This window comes from Caulobacter vibrioides (assembly GCF_002858865.1).
Taxonomy (GTDB): domain Bacteria; phylum Pseudomonadota; class Alphaproteobacteria; order Caulobacterales; family Caulobacteraceae; genus Caulobacter; species Caulobacter vibrioides.
Genome location: NZ_PJRR01000012.1, coordinates 236,502 through 253,767, shown reverse-complemented (window position 1 = coordinate 253,767; position 17,266 = coordinate 236,502). Strand labels below are relative to the sequence as shown.

Genomic DNA, 17,266 nt, shown 5'->3' with positions numbered 1-17,266 from the left:
TGGCGGGCTTGATCGGCGGGCGAAAGGACGCGCGCGCTTTCGCACCACGCGCCGGCGACGGCGTCCAAGCTCTAGGTCGGTTCGGCCGCAGCCTGCTTGGCAAGTTGGTGCTCTCGCCAGGAGATGAACAGCGTGGAGCCGACCACGATCACCGCGCCGACCACCGTCGCCGTCCGCGGGACTTCTTGGAACAGCAGGAAGCCCACGATCACGGCGAACACGAGCCGCGTGTAGTCGACCGGCGCCATGACGGCCGCCTCACCGGCCTCCATCCCCTTGATATAGGCCCCTTGGGTCAATGTGCCGATCACGCCCATGGCGGCCAGTAGTCCCAGGTCCGGCCAGGTCGGCCAGCGCCATACGAAGAGCGCCGGCGGGATGGCAAAGACCAGGCCCAGCACCGCCGCATAGACCAGCAGCACGAACGGGGTGTGGTCGCGGGTCATGACCTTCATCCCGGTGATGGTCAGGGCGAACAGGAAGGCGGCGCCCAGGGCGCAGAGTTGGGGCCAGCCGAGCCAGGCCTCGACGCCCCCCGCGCCGGGCTGCAGCATGATCAGCACGCCGACAAAGCCCACCAGCGCCGCGCTGATCCGCCGCGGCCCGATCGGCTCGCGCAGCACAAGGCCCGCCAGCGGCACCAGCCACAGCGTCCGCGTGAACGACAAGGCGTTGGCGTCCGCCAACGGCAGTTTCTGATAGGCGTAGAAGCTCATGATCAGCGCCAGCACCCCGGCGCTGGACCGGAAGATCACGATGCCGGGACGAGTCGTGCGGAACGCGCCGCGCCAGTCGCGTGCGATCAGCGGCAGCAGGACGAGGACGCCCGCCAGCTGCCGGTAGAAGGTCTGCAGGGCCGCCGGATAGTCGTCGCCCAGGAACTTGATCAGGGTGGTCATCACCGTGAAGCCGACCGCAGAGGCCAGTATCCACAGCGCGCCGCGCAGATTGGGGCTGAGCGTCACCCGGTCCCGCCAGCCGCCAGCAACTGGGCCCGCATCTGTTCGGCTTGCTCCGGCGTGATGCCCATGGCCGCCAGGATCGGCGAGGGCGTGTTGATGTCCCAGGCGCTGCGCGGACCCACGGTGATGCCTCCGTCGACGACGATGTGCGTGCCCGTCACGAATCGCGAGTCGTCGCTAGCCAGATACAGGGCCGCCGCCGCGATGTCCTCCGGCAGCCCCGATTTCGGGATCGGCTGGATCTTCGGCCCGATGGAGGCGATCTGGGCGGCCATCTGGTCGGCGACCTCGCGCGGCAGGCCCATCGAGGCGCCGAAGATCGAGGTGGCGATCAGGCCGGGGCAGATGGCGTTGACGCGGATCTTCTGCGGCGAAAGCTCGGCCGCCGCGCAGCGGCTCATGTGGATCACTGCCGCCTTGGCCGAGGAATAGGCCAGAGGCCCAAAGCCCGCCTGCAGCCCGGCGATCGAGGCGGTGTTGATGATCGAGCCGCCGCCGCGTTTTTGCATCAGTGGGAGGGCGTGCTTCATGCCCATAGCCGGCCCGCGCACCAGGAGGGCGAAGGTCTTGTCCCAGGCCTCGGCGGTCAGTTCGGGCACGCCCGCCGGCGTCCCCCCGTGCCCGGCGTTGTTGAAGAGGATGTCCAGGCCCCCGAAGCTGCTTTCCGCCAGGGCCATGGTCTTGGCCAGATCGTCATCAGAGGTGACGTCGCACCGCGCAAAGCGGACCTGATCTGGAAAGCGCTGCTCCAGCATGCGCCCCTTCTCGTCCTGCAGGTCGGCGGCGACCACGCAGGCGCCCTCGGCGACGAACAGTTCGACCGTTCCCAGCCCGATGCCCGAGCAGCCCCCGGTGATGACGGCGACCTTGCCGTTCAGACGTCCGACCATCGTTTCTTCCTCCGCGCCCCGACCTCGTGCGGGTCAGTGATCAATGATCATATTCGCGGAGCGAGTCGGGATTGGCTAGGGGGCTTTGCGGCGGGGGCTCAGCTTTTGAGGCCTTCAGGCGCGGGACGGCGAGCGAGGGGCTCCATGCGGCGTCCCAGGTGGGTGACGGCGAGCCAGAGCATGCACGGGACCAGCAGCACCGCCCAGGCCAGGCCCAGGCTGACCAGGCCCAGAGCGGCCACGGCCCGATGGGCGAAGCTGGAGCGCTCCTTGGCCTCCAGGGTCATGACACGGATATCCAGGCCCATCAGACTTCAAGCCCCCTGAAGTTCAACAGCATGACGTTCCCGCCGCGAACGGCGCCCACTGGAGTCGTCATGTTAGCGCGCCGCCTCGTTGCGGGCGCGGATCTGCTCCCAGCGGGCGTTTTCCGCCGCGCGGGACTCGCCCGTCGTCGAGCGTCTGGACAGCGCCCGCACGACGTCGCCGCAGGCCGGGCCGATCAGCGACCAGGGCTCGATGCAGTAGCGGAAGAACAGGCGCTGCGGATCCGACATCAGGCGGAACAGCCACTCCATGCCCAGCGGACCCATCCAGCGCGGCGCGGCCTTCTGGACGCCCGCCTCGTAGTCGAAAGCCCCGCCGACGGTGAAGGTCGCCGCCGGGCCATAGGCCTGATGGTTCTCCAGCGTCCAGATCTCCTGGCGCGGCATGCCCATGCCGACCAGCACGATGTCCGGGGCGTAGTCGCGGATCTTGGCCACGACCGCCGTGTTTTCGGCCGAGCCCTGCGTCGCATCGAAATAGCCGTGATGGGTCTCGATGCGGGCGTTCGGCCAGTCCTGGCGGATTCGCTCGACCGCCTTTTCGCCCACGCCCGGCGCGCCGCCGACGAAGAAGACCTTCCAGTTCTTCTCGCTGGCCAGGGCCCAGAAGGCGTCGCGCCAGTCCAGATAGGTGCAGCGGTGGAAACGCCGGCTGGCGCGGCCCACCAGGCGCGCCCAGAAGATCAGCGGCACCGAGTCGACCTCGATCAGGTCGGCGGCCTTGTAGAACTGGCCGATCTGGTGGTCCTTGCCGATCAGGTATAGGCTGTGGAGGTTGTGGTTGGCGACGATGGCGTTTTGCCGCGCCTCCAGCTTGCCGGTGACGAAGTGGAAGACCTCCTCGGGGCGCACCAGGTCCATGGTCCCGCCCAGAACGTGCACGCGCTCCTCCGGACGCCGCGACAGCCGGTAAGGGCGGCGCGGCGCGGCCGGGGCGGCCTCGTTGAGGCCGCTCTGCTCTTGAGGAACGAACATCTCCGCAGAGTCTCCTAGTCTTGGAGACATTCTGCGGAGAGAACCTGTTTCCTTCGCTAAAAAGGATACTTAGCGGGATTTAACCACGTCTTCGACGCCCCCTTCAGTCGACGGTGATGACCACCTTACCCATCGCCTTGCGGCTGGAGAGGTGAGCGATCGCCTCGCCGGCGCGGGCCAGCGGGAAGCGCTCGGAGACGTACGGACGGATCTTGCCGGCGGCGTAGAGGTCCATCAGTTCCTTGAGGTTCTGGGCGTGGCCCTTGGGGTCGCGCGCCACCGCCGCGCCCCAGAACACCCCGACGATGTCGCATGACTTCAGGAGGGTCAGGTTCAGCGGGATCTTCGGGATGCCCGACGGGAAGCCGATCACCAGGAAGCGGCCGTTCCAGCCCGCCGCGCGGATCGTGGCCTCCGAATAGTCGCCGCCGACCGCGTCATAGGCCACGTCCCAGCCGTCCCGGCCGCAGGCGCCCTTGATCAGGTTGGCCAGTTCCTTCTGGCCGTCCTTGTCGAACGGGCCGCGCGGATAGACGACGCCGCTGTCGGCGCCGTGCTTGATGGCCAGATCGATCTTCTCCTGGCTGGAGGCCGCAGCGATCACCTTGGCGCCCATGGCCTTGCCCAGCTCCACGGCCGCCAGGCCCACGCCCCCGGCCGCGCCCAGCACCAGCAGGGTCTCGCCGGCCTTCAGCACGCCGCGCTCCTTCAGCGCGTAGTACGAGGTGCCGTAGGTCAGGACGAAGGCGGCCGCCTCGTCGAAGGGCATGTTGTCGGGGATATGGGTGCAGCGGCCCTCTTCCAGGGCCAGCTTCTCGGCGTAGCCGCCCCAGCCGGTCGAGGCTAGCACGCGGTCGCCGACCTTGAAGCGGGTCACGCCCTCGCCGACCGCCGAGATCACCCCCGACACCTCGCCGCCCGGCGCGAACGGGCGCGTCGGCTTGAACTGGTACTTGTCCTCGATGATCAGGACATCGGGATAGTTCACGCCGCAGGCCTTGACGTCGATCAGCACCTGGCCTGCGCCGGCGACGGGATCGGGCAGCTCCTCCAGCACCAGGGTCTCGGGACCGCCGACTTCCTTGCTGAGCACCGCCTTCATGATCGCCTCTCCCCAAATCTTTTCGCTAAAAGGATATTCTTGGCTAAGAGCCCGGACGCTAGCGCGGGACGCCGAGCCAAGGAAGCAGAATGTCAAACAAACGTTTTAGTCTCGCCCTGCATGGCGGCGCCGGAGCCAAGCGCGGCCACGACTACGGCGTCGAGATCGCCCATATGCGCGGCCTCGTCGAAGCCGCCCGCGATCGTCTGGCCGCCGGCGCCGGCGCGCTCGACGTGGCGGTCGAGACCGTGGTCGGCCTCGAGGCCAGCGGTCTCTACATCGCCGGCAAGGGCGCCTCGCCCAACGCCGACGGCGAATATGAGCTCGACGCCAGCCTGATGGACGGCCCCACCCTGCGCGCCGGGTCGGTCGCCGCCCTGCAGGGCTTCAAGAGCCCGATCCTGGCCGCCCGGGCGGTGATGGAGCACACTCCGCACGTGATGCTGGCCGGCCAGGGGGCCATCGCCTTCGCCCGCGAGCAGGGCCTGGAGCCCGTCGAGGATCCCGACGCCTGGTTCACTCGCGCCGGCGCCTTCGAGGACAATCATCCGCCCGACGCCCTGCCCACCGGCACCGTCGGCTGCGTGGTCCGCGACGGCGAAGGGCGCCTCGCCGCCGCCACCTCCACCGCCGGAGTGTTCGGCAAGCGGCCCGGCCGGGTGGGCGACAGCCCCATCATCGGGGCCGGGGCCTGGGCCGACGGCCACGCCGCCGTCTCCTGCACCGGCCAGGGCGAGTATTTCATCCGCGCCGCCGTCGCCGCCCAGATCGCCCACCGCGTCCGCTTCGGCGGCGAGGCCCTGGACGCGGCGGCCCAGGCTGCGATCGACAGCGTCGCGGCGCTGGGCGGTCACGGCGGACTGATCGCGGTCGATCGTGACGGCAACATCGCCATGCCCTTCGTCTCCAGCGGTCTGAAACGCGCCGCCCTGCTGCCGGGCGGAACCATCGTCAGCGCGGCGTTCTAGAAATCCTCCCCCAGCGGGGGAGGCGGCGCGAAGCGCCGGAGGGGGAAGTTCGGTTGAGCCGGCCTCTTCCCCCTCCGTCGGCTGCGCCGACACCTCTCCCGCTGGGGGGAGGATTTCGGACACGCCACCGCTGCTTCACGCGGCCAGCCGCTGAAGTCATGGAAAGGGACGCGGAGCGCCGGACATCCGTCCGGAAGAATTTGATAAACACCGTTTCGACGAAGCCCGACGCTCCGCGCAGCCGTTATCCGCCAGCCTCCCGGGAAGGTGGCCCTGTTCGGGCCTTACCGGGACCCGGGCGTATCCGTTTCCGGAAGCGCCCGGCGATCGAAGAGGGACGAACCCTTTCCCCCGACCACGCCGACGGCGGGCGGGTGAGCCCAGCAAGCTCAGCCCCGGACCGTTCGAGTACCCCCCTCGAACCTATCCCCGCTCGACCGCCCCCCGCCGCCACGATGGTCGCTGGCCATGCGCCCTTTCCTCGCGACGAGGTGGGACCATTGTGCGGGTGATCTCAACGCCGGGGACAAGTCGGCGCGTAAAAGTGACAAGGCGTTGATTGCATTGGATTCCGCTTCGCCAATTCCGAGCGTTCACGCCCGCCAATCCCCGTAAAGTCGGTTCCCTCTCCCAGAGGGAGAGGGTGGCCGCGAAGCGGTCGGGAGAGGGGTTTCAAAGCCGCCGCCCTGCCGGCGCTCCGGCGCACGGCTTACTCCCTCTCCCCGACCCTCTCCCTTTGGGAGAGGGCTCGCCTAGCCGACTGCGTGCTGGGCAAGCCGGCCGATCCGGAGACCGCGCAGGTGTTCAGCCTGGCAGAGCATGGGGTGGGGTACGTTTGCGGCGCCATACCTACAAAACGCCCCCTTTCTCCGTCATTCCCACCCTTGTAGCGGGAACCCCTGGTTCAGCCGATACGTGAGACGCCAGTGGACCCTACATTTCACGGCAAGATGATCGCATGGATCGGGTCAGGTTGCAGGCGCGCTCGCTGAGTTTGACGATTTGACAGCGACGTCACGAATGGCCAGATTCGGTGCATGGTCGCAGCCCTAGACATCGTCCATTTTGGCCGTGAGGTCGCCGAACGTGCTAAGCAGTTCGATCGCGACGTCACACCCGCGCGCGTCTACGTTTATGAGGATCCTAATTCCGGGGAGAGCGGGGCGGTGATCATTCAGGTCGCCGTCAAGCGCGGCCAAGACCGCACCGACTGGACAAGAAAGCGTCTGCGTTTCTCTCAAGCTGTGCGAGACCTGCTGCTCAAGCACGGCGATGAGCGATTGCCTGTCGTTCAAATCTTCGCGCCCGAGGAGTGGGCGAAGCGAAATGATTGACCCTCAGGGTCTGTTCTCCACCGCGCGTCTGTTGCTGGGGAGTGAGAACAAGGGTGCCCCGAACCAGGCGCGCCTGCGCCGCGCCGTTTCAACTGCCTACTATGGGCTATTCCACGTTGCCCTGAAGACTGCGAGCGATGTGCTTGTGGGAGTGAAGCATCGTCAGACACCGCGTTACGAGACGATCTACCGCTCGTTCGATCATCAGAAGATGCGCAAAGGTTGTGAAGCCGTCGACAAATCCACGTTGGATGCGAAGGCGCAGAAGGCCATGGGCGCTCAGTTCGTCTCGCCTGAAATTCGGGATTTCGCTAGCGCCTTCACCGCGTTGCAGGAAAGGCGCCACTGGGCAGACTACTCGACGTCTGGGAAGATCACCCGAGGCGAGGCCCAGGACTTGATCGATCAGGCAGAACTTGGCGCAGCGCAACTCAAGGCGGCCTCCACCGAGGAGCGGAAAAACTTCCTTGCCTTTCTGATGGCGAACGCTCGATAGGCGGGACTGCCGTGCGGGTCCATTTGATTTCCGACGAGGCGCGTTAGCAGCTTTCTATCCCGCCCGCTCCCGAACCCCCCGAAACACCATCGCCATCTCGATGTGCGTCTGCACGAACCCACGCTCGAACAGCACGGTCAGCAGGCGGTCATAGGCGTCGTCGTGGTCGCTCATCGGCACGCTCCCCGGCGCCCGGGCTTCCCGCTCGACCAAAGCCAGGGCCTCCGGCGCCTCGGCGCGCAGGGCGGTCAGGACCTCATCGATCTCCTCGGCCGTGTATTCCGGCGGCGCATGCGCGCGGCCGGGATCGATCGGCGGGCGGCGGGAGAAGCCCACGGCGGCTAGCCCTCGGCCTTGGTCAGTTTCCAGCGGATCTTGGCCCCGACCTCGGGGCGGACCTGGCTTTTCAGCACGATCTGGCCGGCCTTGCGGGCCAGGCCGTGGTCGAAGTGGGCGCTGGGGGCGATCTCGACGTCGACGGCGTCATTGCGCAGCCACCAGCCGATATTGCTGGGCCCGCGGATCAGCACGCTCTTGCCGTCGCGGGCGATCGAGGCGCGGGCGTCGGGGTGCAGGTGGAAGCGCACGGCGAAGGGCAGGTAGCGGCGCGGGCCTTCCGCAGCCTTCGGGTCGAGGGCCAGGGGCGAGAGGCTGTCCTCGCCGCGCAACTCGTCTTGCACCGCATCGAGGAACAGGCGACGGGCGTGGGTCAGGCCCAGATGTCGCCAGCCGTCGTGGACGATGTCCAGCCAGACGCCGCCGACATCGTCGTGGCGCTTGGCCTCGACCTTGGCCGCGCCGTCGACCAGCCAGGGCCCCAGCGCCTTGGCCCGGAAGCCGGACAGGGGCCGACCGGCCGAGCCGTCGCCGACCGATACGGTGGAGGCGGCGTCCGACAGGCGAAAGGCGTGGGCGCCGGCGGCCTCGGGGCTCCAGCCGCAGCTGGTGATCAGCCGGTCCTTGGCGCAGACGATCTCGAAGGCGGCCGGTTGGGCGCAGGCGTTGACGCTCAAGGGGCCGACCGGGGGCGGGCCGCAGTCGGCGATGACCTCGATGCTGCCGCCGATCATCTTGTGATAGCCGCTGTGGGGGGCGGCGTTCAGGCTGCGGGGGCCGGCGTCGTCGTGGGCGAGGGCTGCGGCGATCCGCGCCGGGCCCACCGTCTCGCCGCCGTGGAAGGCCGCCAGGTGGCCATCGCCCAGGGTGAAGAACCGCGTGGCGCTGGACAGGCGGTCGATGGCCCGCGACAGGGCTTCTGGGCTGGGGCGGCCGCGCTGGCCCAGGGCGTCATCGAGGGTCAGAAGGTCGAACAGGAGCTCGACCCCGGCCTCGGGGCTGCGGGTGGCGTGGCCGCCGTCGCCCAGCACCATGGCGTCCAACTGCGGGACCAGGGCCTTCAGGGCGGCGTCGATCAGCGGCTCGCCCGGCTTGCCGGCCAGAACGCAGCCGGCCAGGCCCGCAGCGACGGCCCGTTCCAGGGTCCGTTCGGGCGCGCGCGTGATCTCCAGCAGGTGACGGCCCTGGCGGGCCAGATCGAAGACGAGATCGGCGACCTCGGCGTCGCTGGCCTCGGCGGCCAGGGTCTTGGCGGCGCAGGCCAGGTGATGCACCCGCCGCTCCAGGCATTCTGGCCCCCAGGAAAAGGCGTTCCACTTGCCGAACACCCGTCGCCAGTCGTCGATCAGGCGCAAAGCGCGGCGGGCACCGTCCGGACCGACGGCGACCAGGTCCGGCAGCCAGTCGAAGCGGTGCAGGCTGACGGCGAAGCGGCGCGAGGGGCTTGCGGTGTCGAACGGATCGCCGTCAACGCCCAGGCGCAGGGCGCCGCCGTCCAGGGTCAGGGCGCCCGACAGGATCTTCTGGCCGTGGGCCGGGTCGACCGGGCGCGGGTCATGGGGACGGGCGGACAGGCCCTCGGGCCGGGGCAGGGCGATCTTCAGGCGATGGGGGCCCGACCCGAACCACTCGCGCTCGACATGGCCGGCGGCCTCGGCGCGGATGGCCTTCCACAGCACGCCGCCCCGCAGACGCGCGGGGAAGGCCAAGCCGAGGACGGGGGGCTTACCGGCCATCGCGATCCGTCAGCCGCCCTTCAGCGCGCGGATGTTGTCGGCATAGGCGGCCGGACCGCCCTTGAAGACCGCCGAGCCGGCGACGAGGGCGGTGGCCCCGGCGGCCACGCACTGCGGGGCCGTGACCGGGGTGACCCCGCCGTCGACCTCGATGATGATATCAAGGCCGGCCTTGTCGACCATCTTGCGCAGGGCCTCGACCTTGCGTAGCTGGCCCGGAATGAAGCTCTGGCCGCCGAAGCCCGGGTTCACCGACATGACCAGCAGCAGGTCGACGTCCTCGAGGATCCACTCGACGTGGTCGATCCCGGTCGAGGGGTTGAACACCACGCCCGCCTTGGCGCCCAGCTCGCGGATGCGCTTGAGCGAGCGATGCAGGTGCGGACCGGCCTCGGGGTGGATGCTGATCAGATCGGCCCCGGCGGCGCGGAAGGCTTCCAGGTACGGATCGGCCGGGCTGATCATCAGGTGCACGTCGAACGGGATCTTGGCGTGCGGCCGGATGGCTTTGACGATGTCGGGACCCAGGGTGATGTTGGGCACGAAGTGGCCGTCCATCACATCCACGTGCACCCAGTCGGCGCCGGCCGCCTCGATGGCGGCGACTTCCTCTCCGAGCTTGGCGAAGTCGGAGGCGAGGATGGAGGGGGCGATGATCGGCGCGGTCATGGCCCTGGGATAGCGGGCCAAACCCCTTCTGTCATCCCGGGCGAAGACCCGGGACCACAGGAAATGCTCAAGCTTGCCGCGATCCCGACCTTCGCCGGGAAGACATTCAGAGCTTACGAAACCGTGCGGCGAAGAAGCCGTCCTGGCCGTCGTCGCGGTGGTGCGGCAAAAGGCGCAGGGTCCCGCGCGGGGTGAGGCTGGCCTCCGGGAAGCCGGCCGACGGCGCCTCGGCGGCGGTGATCGGCTCCAGCGCGACGTCCTGGCGACGGGCCAGGAAGGCCTCGACCTGGGCCTCGCCCTCCTCGGGCTCCAGCGAACAGACGCAGTAGACGAGGCGCGCGCCGGGCTTCAGGCGATCGGCGGCGGCGTCGAGGATGCGGGCCTGGACATTGGCGAGGCTGGCCACATCGCCGGGGCGCGCGGCCCACAGCACGTCGGGATGGCGGCGGAAGGTGCCTGTGGCGCTGCAGGGGGCGTCCAGCAGGATGGCGTCGAAGGTCCGGGTATCGTCCCAGACGGCGGCGTCGGCGGCGACGATTTCAGCCGAGAGGCCGGTGCGGGTCAGGTTCTCCGACAGACGCTTGAGGCGCGCGGCCGAGCGGTCGAGCGCCACGACCTGCGCGCCTGCGGCGGCCAGCTGCAGGGTCTTGCCGCCCGGGGCGGCGCAGAGATCGAGCACGCTCGCGCCCGGCTGGATGTCCAGCAGGCGGGCGGGCACGGCGGCGGCGGCGTCCTGCACCCACCAGGTTCCGTCCTCGAAGCCCGGCCAGGCGGCCACGTCGCCCTTGCGGCGCAGACGCAGGGTCCCGCCGGGCAGGACCTCGGCCTCCAAGGCCTCGACGAGCGGGGCCAGATCGACGCCGGGCTTGGCCGACAGATCGGTGGCGGGCTCGATGGCGATCTGGCCGGCGATCTGGCGGGCGGTGGCCTCGCCGAACGCGGCGACCCAGCGGGCGTACAGCCACGGCGGGGCCAGCAGGCTGGGGTCATCGGCAGGCGGCGCATCGCGCAGCAGGCCGCGCAGCACGGCGTTGACCAGGCCCTTGAACGGGCGGCTGGTCTTGTTGGCGCCGGCCAGCTCCACCGAGGTGGCCACGGCCGCGAAGGCGGGCACCTCCAGATAGAAGGCCTGCGCCGCGCCCAGGCGCAGCAGGTGCATCACCCGATCCGGCGGGGCCTTCTGCAGGCGCGCCGTCAGGGCGCGGTCGATCGGGCCAAGATGGCGCAGCACGGCCATGGCCAGGGCCCGGGCGAACGCGCGCTCGCGCGGTTCCAGGAAGCGGAAACCGTTGGCCGAGGCGGCTTCGTCGAGGCCGCCGCGACGCGACAGGGCCGCGTCGATCAGGGTCAGGGCGGCTTCCCGGGCGGGGAGGCCGTCGTTCAGTTCTTGAGTCACCGCCCCGCCGTGCCTCGGGACGCGCGCCGACGCAAGTCTATTGTCGCCCGGCGGCGTGGACGGGGATGATTGTCGGCGGCCAGGATCGCTCTATATCGACGAGGCAAGGAGCCGCCATGACCGACACCCCGACCCCCGAAACGGACGCCGCGCCCGAGGTTCCCGGCGCCGCGCCCGGCAAGACCCTGACCCCCGCCGCGCGCCGCGCGCTGGAGGAAGCCGCCGCCCGCCGCGCCGCCGAGGCGGCTCTGTCCCTGCCGCCGGAAGAGGGCGGCCGCGACGGCCCCGAACCCACCCGCTTCGGCGACTGGGAGAAGAAGGGCGTCGCCGTCGATTTCTAGAGGACGGTTCCCCGGCCTCTGACGCTTCGGCCGTTGCCCGCTCCGCCCAATCGGCTAGCGTGGCGGAACGATCTCCTGGAGGCCGCCTTGCGCCTGTTCGCTCCCCTCGCCGCCGCCCTTTCGGCGGCGCTTCTGCTTGTCGCGCCGAGCGTCGAGGCCAAGCCGAGGTCCGCCGCCGCAGCGGTCCGGGCGCTGGAGGCGGGAGCCGTGGCCTCGCCCGACCAATACGGCGCCCTCGCGGCGCAGGAGGTTCTCAAGGCCGGCGGCAATGCGGTCGATGCGGCGGTGGCCACCGGCTTCGCCCTGGCCGTCACCTATCCCGAAGCCGGCAATCTGGGCGGGGGCGGGTTCATGACCGTCTACATGGACGGCAAGCCCTACTTCCTCGACTACCGCGAGACCGCCCCGGCGGCGGCCAGGGCCGACATGTATCTGGGTCCCGACGGCGAGCCGGTCGAGGGTCTGTCGCTGTACGGCGGTCTGGCGGCGGGCGTGCCGGGCACGGTGCGCGGTCTCGCCATGGCCCATCAGCGCTTTGGCAAGCTGCCTTGGGGGCAGGTTCTGGCCCCGGCCATCCGCTATGCGCGGGACGGCTTCGTCGTCGATGCGCATCTGGCGGGGGTGCTGGCCGACGGGCCGCCGCCTGAGTTCGCCAAGACCAACTTCCGCACCTACTTCGCGGCGCACAAGGCCGGGACGCTGTTCAAGCAGCCTGAGCTGGCCGCCACCCTGGAGCGGATCGCCCTGGTCGGCGACCGGGCGTTCTATGAGGGCAAGACCGCCGACCTGATCGTCGCCCAGATGGCGCGGGGCCCGGTGAAGGGGCTGATCACCAAGGCCGACCTTTCGACCTACAAGGCGGCCTGGCGGACGCCGCTGGTCGCCCAGTGGCGCGGCTATGACGTGATCACCGCCCCGCCGCCCAGCTCGGGCGGGATCGCCCTGATGCAGCTGCTCCTGATGAAGCAGAACCTGGCGCCGATGTTCCAGGGCTTGGCCCTGAACGATCCGCAGTATGTCCACCTGCTGGCCGAGATCGAAAAGCGCGTCTACGCCGACCGCGCCGAGTATCTGGGCGATCCGGATTTCGTGAAGGTCCCGGTCTCCAACCTGATCGACCCGGTCTATGTGGCGCGGCGCGCCAAGGAGGTCGATCCCGCCAAGCCTTCGGCGACCAAGGCCGTCCAGCCGGGCCTGGAGAAGCACGAGACCACCCACTATTCGATCGTCGACCAATGGGGAAACGCCGTCTCCAACACCTACACCCTGAACGGCTCGTTCGGCTCGGGCGTGGTGGTCGAGGGCGCGGGCTTCATCCTCAACAACGAGATGGACGACTTCTCGGCCAAGCCCGGCGCGCCCAACATGTTCGGCGTGGTCGGCGGGGCGGCCAACGCCATCGCGCCCGGCAAGCGCCCCCTGTCCTCGATGACCCCCACGATCATGACCAAGGACGGCCGGGTGGCCATGGTGATCGGCACGCCCGGCGGCTCGCGGATCTTCGCCTGGGTCTTCCAGGTGCTGGCCAATGTCTATGACCATGGTCTGAGCCTGAAGGCCGCCCAGGCCGCGCCGCGCTTTCACCATCAGCTGTTGCCGGAGAACGTGATCTTCTACGAACGCTCGGGCCCGCCCTCGGCTGACCTGAAGGCGGCGCTGGAGGCCCGGGGCTATAGCTGGACCGAGAGCTTCAGCGGCGATGTCGAGGCGATCCAGGTGCTGGATCGCGCGCCGGTTCCCGAGCCCGACCCCCGTGCGCGCGGGGTGGGGCTGGTGGTGAAGTAGCTTGTCACTTGCCCCCACCTGACCTGCTCACGCAGGTCGTCCGCCCCAAAGGGGGCGGAAGGTGATGCAGCGATCCTTCCTCCCCCTCCGGGGGAGGAGCGCGAAGCGCGGAGGGGGCGAGCGTGGACTAAATCCCCGCCATCTCCGCCACCACCTTCAGCGCCGCCTCGCGCGGGTCGTTGGCCGCGGTGATCGGGCGGCCGCAGACCAGGTGGGTGGCGCCGGCGCGCAGGGCGTCGGCGGGCGTGGCGGCGCGGGCCTGGTCGTTCTTGGCCGACCATTCGGGGCGCACGCCGGGGGTGACGATCAGGAACTCGGGCTTGCCCGCCGCGTTGGCGATCTCGCGGGCCAGGGCCGCTTCGTGGGGCGAGGAGACGATGCCGTCGACGCCGCAGGCCAGGGCCTGGCGCACGCGGCGCTCGACCAGATCGCGGGCGGTGAAGGCGTAGCCCATCTCCACGAGGTCAGCGTCGGTCAGGCTAGTCAGCACGGTCACGGCCAGGATCTTCAGGGACGAGTCGCCGCGCGCCTTGACCGCCGCCTGCATCACCTGCGGCTCGGCGTGGACGGTCAGGAGGTCGCAGCCGCTGGTCGCCAGCACCCGGGCCGAGCGCTCGACCGTGGCGCCGATGTCGTGCAGCTTCCAGTCGAGAAAGATCGACTTGCCCGAGGCCTTCAGGTCGTGAGCCAGGCCCATGCCGTCGCTGGCCAGCAGCTCCAGGCCGATCTTGTAGAAGCTGACCGCGTCGCCCAGGCGCTCGACCATGGCGCGGGCGTCGTCGACGGTGGGCAGGTCCAGCGGCACGATCAGGCGCGGGTCGGCGGTCATGGGAGTCCCCGATGTTTTGGTCGCAAGGGTTGGCGCGCGCGACGGTCGGCCCTAGGAAAGGGCAAGCTCAGGCGCATCAGAAAGGTGGGGACGTCGAATGACCGAGGCCAATCTTGCCGTCAACTTCTTCGTCGCCCTGTTCGCCCTGATCGACCCGATCGGCAACGTGCCGCTGTTCGCCGCCGCCACCCTGGGCGCGGCCGCCGCCGGACGTCGGATGGTGGCTGTCTATATCGGCCTGTTCATGGCCGCCTTCCTGATCTTTTTCTACTTCACGGGCGTGGGCCTGCTGGAGTTCTTCGGCATCTCGATGCCGGCCTTCCGGATCGCCGGCGGCATCATCCTGTTCATCCTGGGCCTGGACATGGTGCGCGACGACTTCACCACCATGTTCGCCGACGCCGCCGAGGGCATTGAGGATCAGTCGCCCCGCGCCTACGCCAAGCAGCGGTTCGAGCGGCTGATCGTGCCGTTCGCCATGCCGTTGCTGATCGGGCCGGGCTCGATCTCGACCGTGATCATCTACGCCGCCGAGGCCAAGGACTTCGGCGCGGCGGGCATGGGCATCGGGGTCGCGGTGATCGCGGCCGTGTCGCTGGTGACGGTGCTGACCTTCTGGGCCTCGCCGCTGGTCAGCAAGGTGCTGGGCCGCATCGGCATGAGCATCGTGGTCCGCGTGCTGGGCCTGATCCTCTGCGCCCTGGCGGTGCAGTTCGTCCTGGTCGGTGTGGCCGACGCCACGCGCGGCCTGATCAAGAACGACGCCAAGGCGCCCTACGCCGAGAGCCATAAGTAGGGACCCGGCTCTGGACAGCGACCGGCGGCGAGGCCCATATCGCCGCCATGCGCGCCCCCAACGCCCCTTCGCACGACGCTGATGTGATCATCGCCGGCGCCGGCATGGCCGGCTCCACCCTGGCCCTGGCTCTGGCCTCGGGCGGCCTGAGGCCGCTGCTGGTCGATCCTGCGCCCTTCGAGGCCCAGCTGGCCCCGACCTTCGATGGTCGCAGCTCGGCGATCGCCTATTCCTCGTTCCGTCAGTGGCGGGCGATCGGCGCGGGCCAGGCGCTGGAGCCGCACGCCCAGCGCATCGAGCAGATCCTGGTCACCGACGGCCGCACGCCCGGCGCGGCGGCCCGCAAGCCGCTGCCGGCCTTCCTGCGCTTCGACTCCAGTGAGATCTCCGGGCGCATCGAGGGCGAGCCGCTGGGCTATCTGGTCGAGAACCGCCAGATCCGCGCCGCGCTCTCCAAGGCCGTCATCGACAAGAACATCCCGGTGATCGCGCCGATGGCCGCCAAGGCCCTGTCGGTCGAGCCCGGCGCGGCAAAGCTGACCCTGTCGGACGGCCGAGTGCTGACCGCGCCCCTGGCCGTCAGCGCCGAGGGGCGGGGCTCGGTGCTACGCCGCGCAGCCGGTATCGGCGACATCGGCTGGAGCTATGGCCAGAGCGGCGTGGTCTGCACCGTCAGGCTGGAGCGCCCGCACGAGGGCGTGGCCCACGAATACTTCCTGCCCAGCGGCCCGTTCGCCATCCTGCCGCTGACCGACAATCGCGCGAGCCTCGTGTGGACCGAGAGCACCGCGCGCGGCGAGGCCTTGCGCCAGGCGGGCCCCGAGGCCTTCCACGCCCACCTGATGCGCCGGTTCGGCGACTTCCTGGGCGCGGTGTCGATCGAGGGGCCGATCTTCGTCTATCCGCTGTCGCTGTCCCTGGCCGAGCGCATGGTCGCCCCGCGTCTGGCCTTGATTGGTGACGCCGCTCACGGCGTGCACCCGATCGCGGGTCAGGGCCTGAATCTGGGCCTCAAGGACGCCGCCGCCCTGGCCGAAGTGCTGGTCGAGGCGGTGCGCCACGGCGAAGACATCGGGGCCGAGGCCGTGCTGGAGCGTTACGCCCGCTGGCGGCGGTTCGACACCGTGACCAATGCGCTGGCCTTCGACGCCTTCGTGCGGATCTTCTCCAACGACAACCCGCTGCTGCGGCTGGCGCGGGGCGCGGGTCTGGCGGTGGTCAACCAGATCGCCCCGGCGCGCCGCTTCTTCATGCACGAGGCCGGCGGCGGGGTGGGTGATCTGCCCAGGCTGTTGCGGGGGCAAGCGCTGTAAAATCCTCTCCCTGTGGGAGAGGTGTCGGCGAAGCCGACGGAGAGGGGAGAGGCAGGTCCCGTAGACCTTCCCCCTCCGGTCGCTGCGCGACCCCCTCCCCCATCGGGGGGAGGATCTAAGCCTCCAGTTCCCGCGCCTCTTCGGGCAGCATGATCGGTACGCCGTCGCGGATCGGATAGGCCAGCTTGGCCGCGCGGCTGATCAGTTCGCCCTTGGCGCGGTCGTAGTCCAGCGGGCCGCGGGTCACGGGGCACACCAGCACTTCCAAGAGGCGCGGATCGACGTCGATGAGGGGGGCGGAAGCTTCGGTCATGGACTCTGTCTACTGGATCGATGTCGGTTCGTCATCGTCGCCGGCCGCCGCGTCGATCTCGAGCAGGGCGGTCAGGGTGGCCTTGCGCTCGAAGATGGTCTCGGCCTCGAGCAGGGCCTGTTTCTCCATCGGATCGAACGGCAGCGCCATGGCGAGGCTGTTGATCAGGGCGTCGGAGGGGGCGGCTTCGGCGTCGCTCCAGTCGATGGCCAAGCCTCGATGGTCGAGATAGCGCCGAAGGGCGATCATCAGGCGATCGATCTCGCTGGCTGTGCGCGTGCCGGCCGCGTCCTCGCGCAGATCGGCCTGATAGGGCGCGAAGTCGGCCCGCACCTGGCGATAGGGCGTGCGCACGGGCAACTCCTCCCCGGTCCGGAAGCGACAGACGCCGGTCAGGGTGATCAGATAGCGGCCGTCGCTGGTCTCGGCGAAGCTGGTCACCCGGCCCGCGCAGCCCACCGGGGCCAGGGCCGGGCGCTGCGGATCGCCCTTGCCGCCCGGCGAGGGCCGCGTCTGGATCATGCCGATCATCCGCTCGCCCGACATGGCGTCGTCCAGCATGTTCAGATAGCGGGGCTCGAAGATGTTCAGCGGCAGCTGGCCGCCGGGCAGCAGCAGGGCGCCGTCCAGCGGGAACACCGGGATCACCAGGGGCAGATCGTCGATCTTGCGGTAGGCCACCGGCATCCAAGGCTCCTT

Annotated in this window: 20 protein-coding genes; 8 read left to right on the top strand and 12 right to left on the bottom strand. The window is 69.6% G+C overall.

What is annotated here, in order from left to right:
- Positions 1-71 precede the first annotated feature (71 nt).
- From CVUC_RS07800 to CVUC_RS07780, 5 genes are all read right to left on the bottom strand, one after another.
- Entirely contained in the window at positions 72-965 is an 894-nt protein-coding gene (locus CVUC_RS07800) for a DMT family transporter (protein WP_096032147.1), read from the bottom strand.
- On the bottom strand, positions 962-1,852 hold the full coding sequence (locus CVUC_RS07795; RefSeq protein WP_096032148.1) for an SDR family NAD(P)-dependent oxidoreductase: 891 nt from the start codon (positions 1,850-1,852) through the stop codon (positions 962-964). The genes CVUC_RS07800 and CVUC_RS07795 overlap by 4 nt, the downstream gene beginning before the upstream one ends.
- Before the next feature lie 98 nt (positions 1,853-1,950).
- On the bottom strand, positions 1,951-2,160 hold the full coding sequence (locus CVUC_RS07790) for a hypothetical protein (protein WP_012639876.1): 210 nt from the start codon (positions 2,158-2,160) through the stop codon (positions 1,951-1,953).
- A gap of 72 nt (positions 2,161-2,232) precedes the next feature.
- Positions 2,233-3,153, bottom strand: a complete 921-nt coding sequence (locus tag CVUC_RS07785) for a WecB/TagA/CpsF family glycosyltransferase (RefSeq protein WP_012639877.1) — start codon at positions 3,151-3,153, stop codon at positions 2,233-2,235.
- Between the two features lie 103 nt (positions 3,154-3,256).
- Entirely contained in the window at positions 3,257-4,255 is a 999-nt protein-coding gene (locus CVUC_RS07780) for an NADPH:quinone oxidoreductase family protein (protein ID WP_096032149.1), read from the bottom strand.
- Between the two features lie 89 nt (positions 4,256-4,344).
- Here CVUC_RS07780 and CVUC_RS07775 point away from each other — a divergent pair, with 89 nt between their 5' ends.
- From CVUC_RS07775 to CVUC_RS07760, 4 genes are all read left to right on the top strand, one after another.
- A complete protein-coding gene (locus CVUC_RS07775; RefSeq protein WP_096032150.1) occupies positions 4,345-5,223 on the top strand; it encodes an isoaspartyl peptidase/L-asparaginase family protein in 879 nt (292 codons plus the stop codon).
- Positions 5,224-5,276: 53 nt separating this feature from the next.
- Entirely contained in the window at positions 5,277-5,735 is a 459-nt protein-coding gene (locus CVUC_RS07770) for a hypothetical protein (protein ID WP_096032151.1), read from the top strand.
- A gap of 525 nt (positions 5,736-6,260) precedes the next feature.
- Positions 6,261-6,557, top strand: a complete 297-nt coding sequence (locus tag CVUC_RS19700) for a hypothetical protein (protein ID WP_125469908.1) — start codon at positions 6,261-6,263, stop codon at positions 6,555-6,557.
- Positions 6,550-7,053 (top strand): hypothetical protein, encoded by a 504-nt coding sequence (locus tag CVUC_RS07760; protein ID WP_096032153.1) that lies wholly within the window; start codon positions 6,550-6,552, stop codon positions 7,051-7,053. Before CVUC_RS19700 ends, CVUC_RS07760 begins: the two co-directional genes overlap by 8 nt.
- Positions 7,054-7,107: 54 nt before the next feature.
- On the opposite strand, the gene CVUC_RS07755 is transcribed toward CVUC_RS07760, so the two are convergent.
- The 4 genes from CVUC_RS07755 to CVUC_RS07740 form a co-directional block, all read right to left on the bottom strand.
- On the bottom strand, positions 7,108-7,389 hold the full coding sequence (locus tag CVUC_RS07755) for a hypothetical protein (RefSeq protein WP_096032154.1): 282 nt from the start codon (positions 7,387-7,389) through the stop codon (positions 7,108-7,110).
- A 5-nt stretch (positions 7,390-7,394) separates the two neighbouring features.
- Positions 7,395-9,125 (bottom strand): heparinase II/III family protein, encoded by a 1,731-nt coding sequence (locus CVUC_RS07750; RefSeq protein ID WP_096032155.1) that lies wholly within the window; start codon positions 9,123-9,125, stop codon positions 7,395-7,397.
- A 9-nt stretch (positions 9,126-9,134) separates the two neighbouring features.
- Complete coding sequence (gene rpe, locus CVUC_RS07745) at positions 9,135-9,794, bottom strand: ribulose-phosphate 3-epimerase (RefSeq protein WP_012639879.1); 660 nt, start codon at positions 9,792-9,794, stop codon at positions 9,135-9,137.
- 106 nt (positions 9,795-9,900) lie between these two features.
- Positions 9,901-11,190 carry an RsmB/NOP family class I SAM-dependent RNA methyltransferase gene (locus CVUC_RS07740; RefSeq protein ID WP_096032156.1) on the bottom strand — a complete coding sequence of 430 codons (1,290 nt, stop codon included), beginning with the start codon at positions 11,188-11,190 and terminating at the stop codon, positions 9,901-9,903.
- Positions 11,191-11,306: 116 nt separating this feature from the next.
- Here CVUC_RS07740 and CVUC_RS07735 point away from each other — a divergent pair, with 116 nt between their 5' ends.
- Together CVUC_RS07735 and ggt are read left to right on the top strand one after the other, a co-directional pair.
- Positions 11,307-11,531 carry a DUF1674 domain-containing protein gene (locus CVUC_RS07735; RefSeq protein WP_096032157.1) on the top strand — a complete coding sequence of 75 codons (225 nt, stop codon included), beginning with the start codon at positions 11,307-11,309 and terminating at the stop codon, positions 11,529-11,531.
- Between the two features lie 87 nt (positions 11,532-11,618).
- Positions 11,619-13,316 (top strand): gamma-glutamyltransferase, encoded by a 1,698-nt coding sequence (ggt, locus tag CVUC_RS07730; RefSeq protein WP_164468033.1) that lies wholly within the window; start codon positions 11,619-11,621, stop codon positions 13,314-13,316.
- Between the two features lie 127 nt (positions 13,317-13,443).
- On the opposite strand, the gene pyrF is transcribed toward ggt, so the two are convergent.
- Positions 13,444-14,145 carry an orotidine-5'-phosphate decarboxylase gene (pyrF, locus tag CVUC_RS07725; RefSeq protein ID WP_096032159.1) on the bottom strand — a complete coding sequence of 234 codons (702 nt, stop codon included), beginning with the start codon at positions 14,143-14,145 and terminating at the stop codon, positions 13,444-13,446.
- Between the two features lie 97 nt (positions 14,146-14,242).
- On the opposite strand from pyrF, the gene CVUC_RS07720 reads away from it, so the two are divergent.
- Both CVUC_RS07720 and CVUC_RS07715 read left to right on the top strand, forming a co-directional pair.
- Positions 14,243-14,941: a MarC family protein gene (locus CVUC_RS07720; protein WP_010917995.1), complete on the top strand. Its 699-nt coding sequence runs from the start codon at positions 14,243-14,245 to the stop codon at positions 14,939-14,941.
- A 47-nt stretch (positions 14,942-14,988) separates the two neighbouring features.
- A complete protein-coding gene (locus tag CVUC_RS07715) occupies positions 14,989-16,254 on the top strand; it encodes a UbiH/UbiF/VisC/COQ6 family ubiquinone biosynthesis hydroxylase (protein WP_096032160.1) in 1,266 nt (421 codons plus the stop codon).
- Positions 16,255-16,369: 115 nt separating this feature from the next.
- Here CVUC_RS07715 and CVUC_RS07710 read toward each other — a convergent pair whose 3' ends face one another.
- Positions 16,370-16,567, bottom strand: coding sequence for a Trm112 family protein (locus CVUC_RS07710; protein ID WP_096032161.1), 198 nt, complete (start codon positions 16,565-16,567; stop codon positions 16,370-16,372).
- Positions 16,568-16,576: 9 nt separating this feature from the next.
- Positions 16,577-17,254: an LON peptidase substrate-binding domain-containing protein gene (locus CVUC_RS07705; RefSeq protein ID WP_096032162.1), complete on the bottom strand. Its 678-nt coding sequence runs from the start codon at positions 17,252-17,254 to the stop codon at positions 16,577-16,579.
- Positions 17,255-17,266 lie beyond the last annotated feature (12 nt).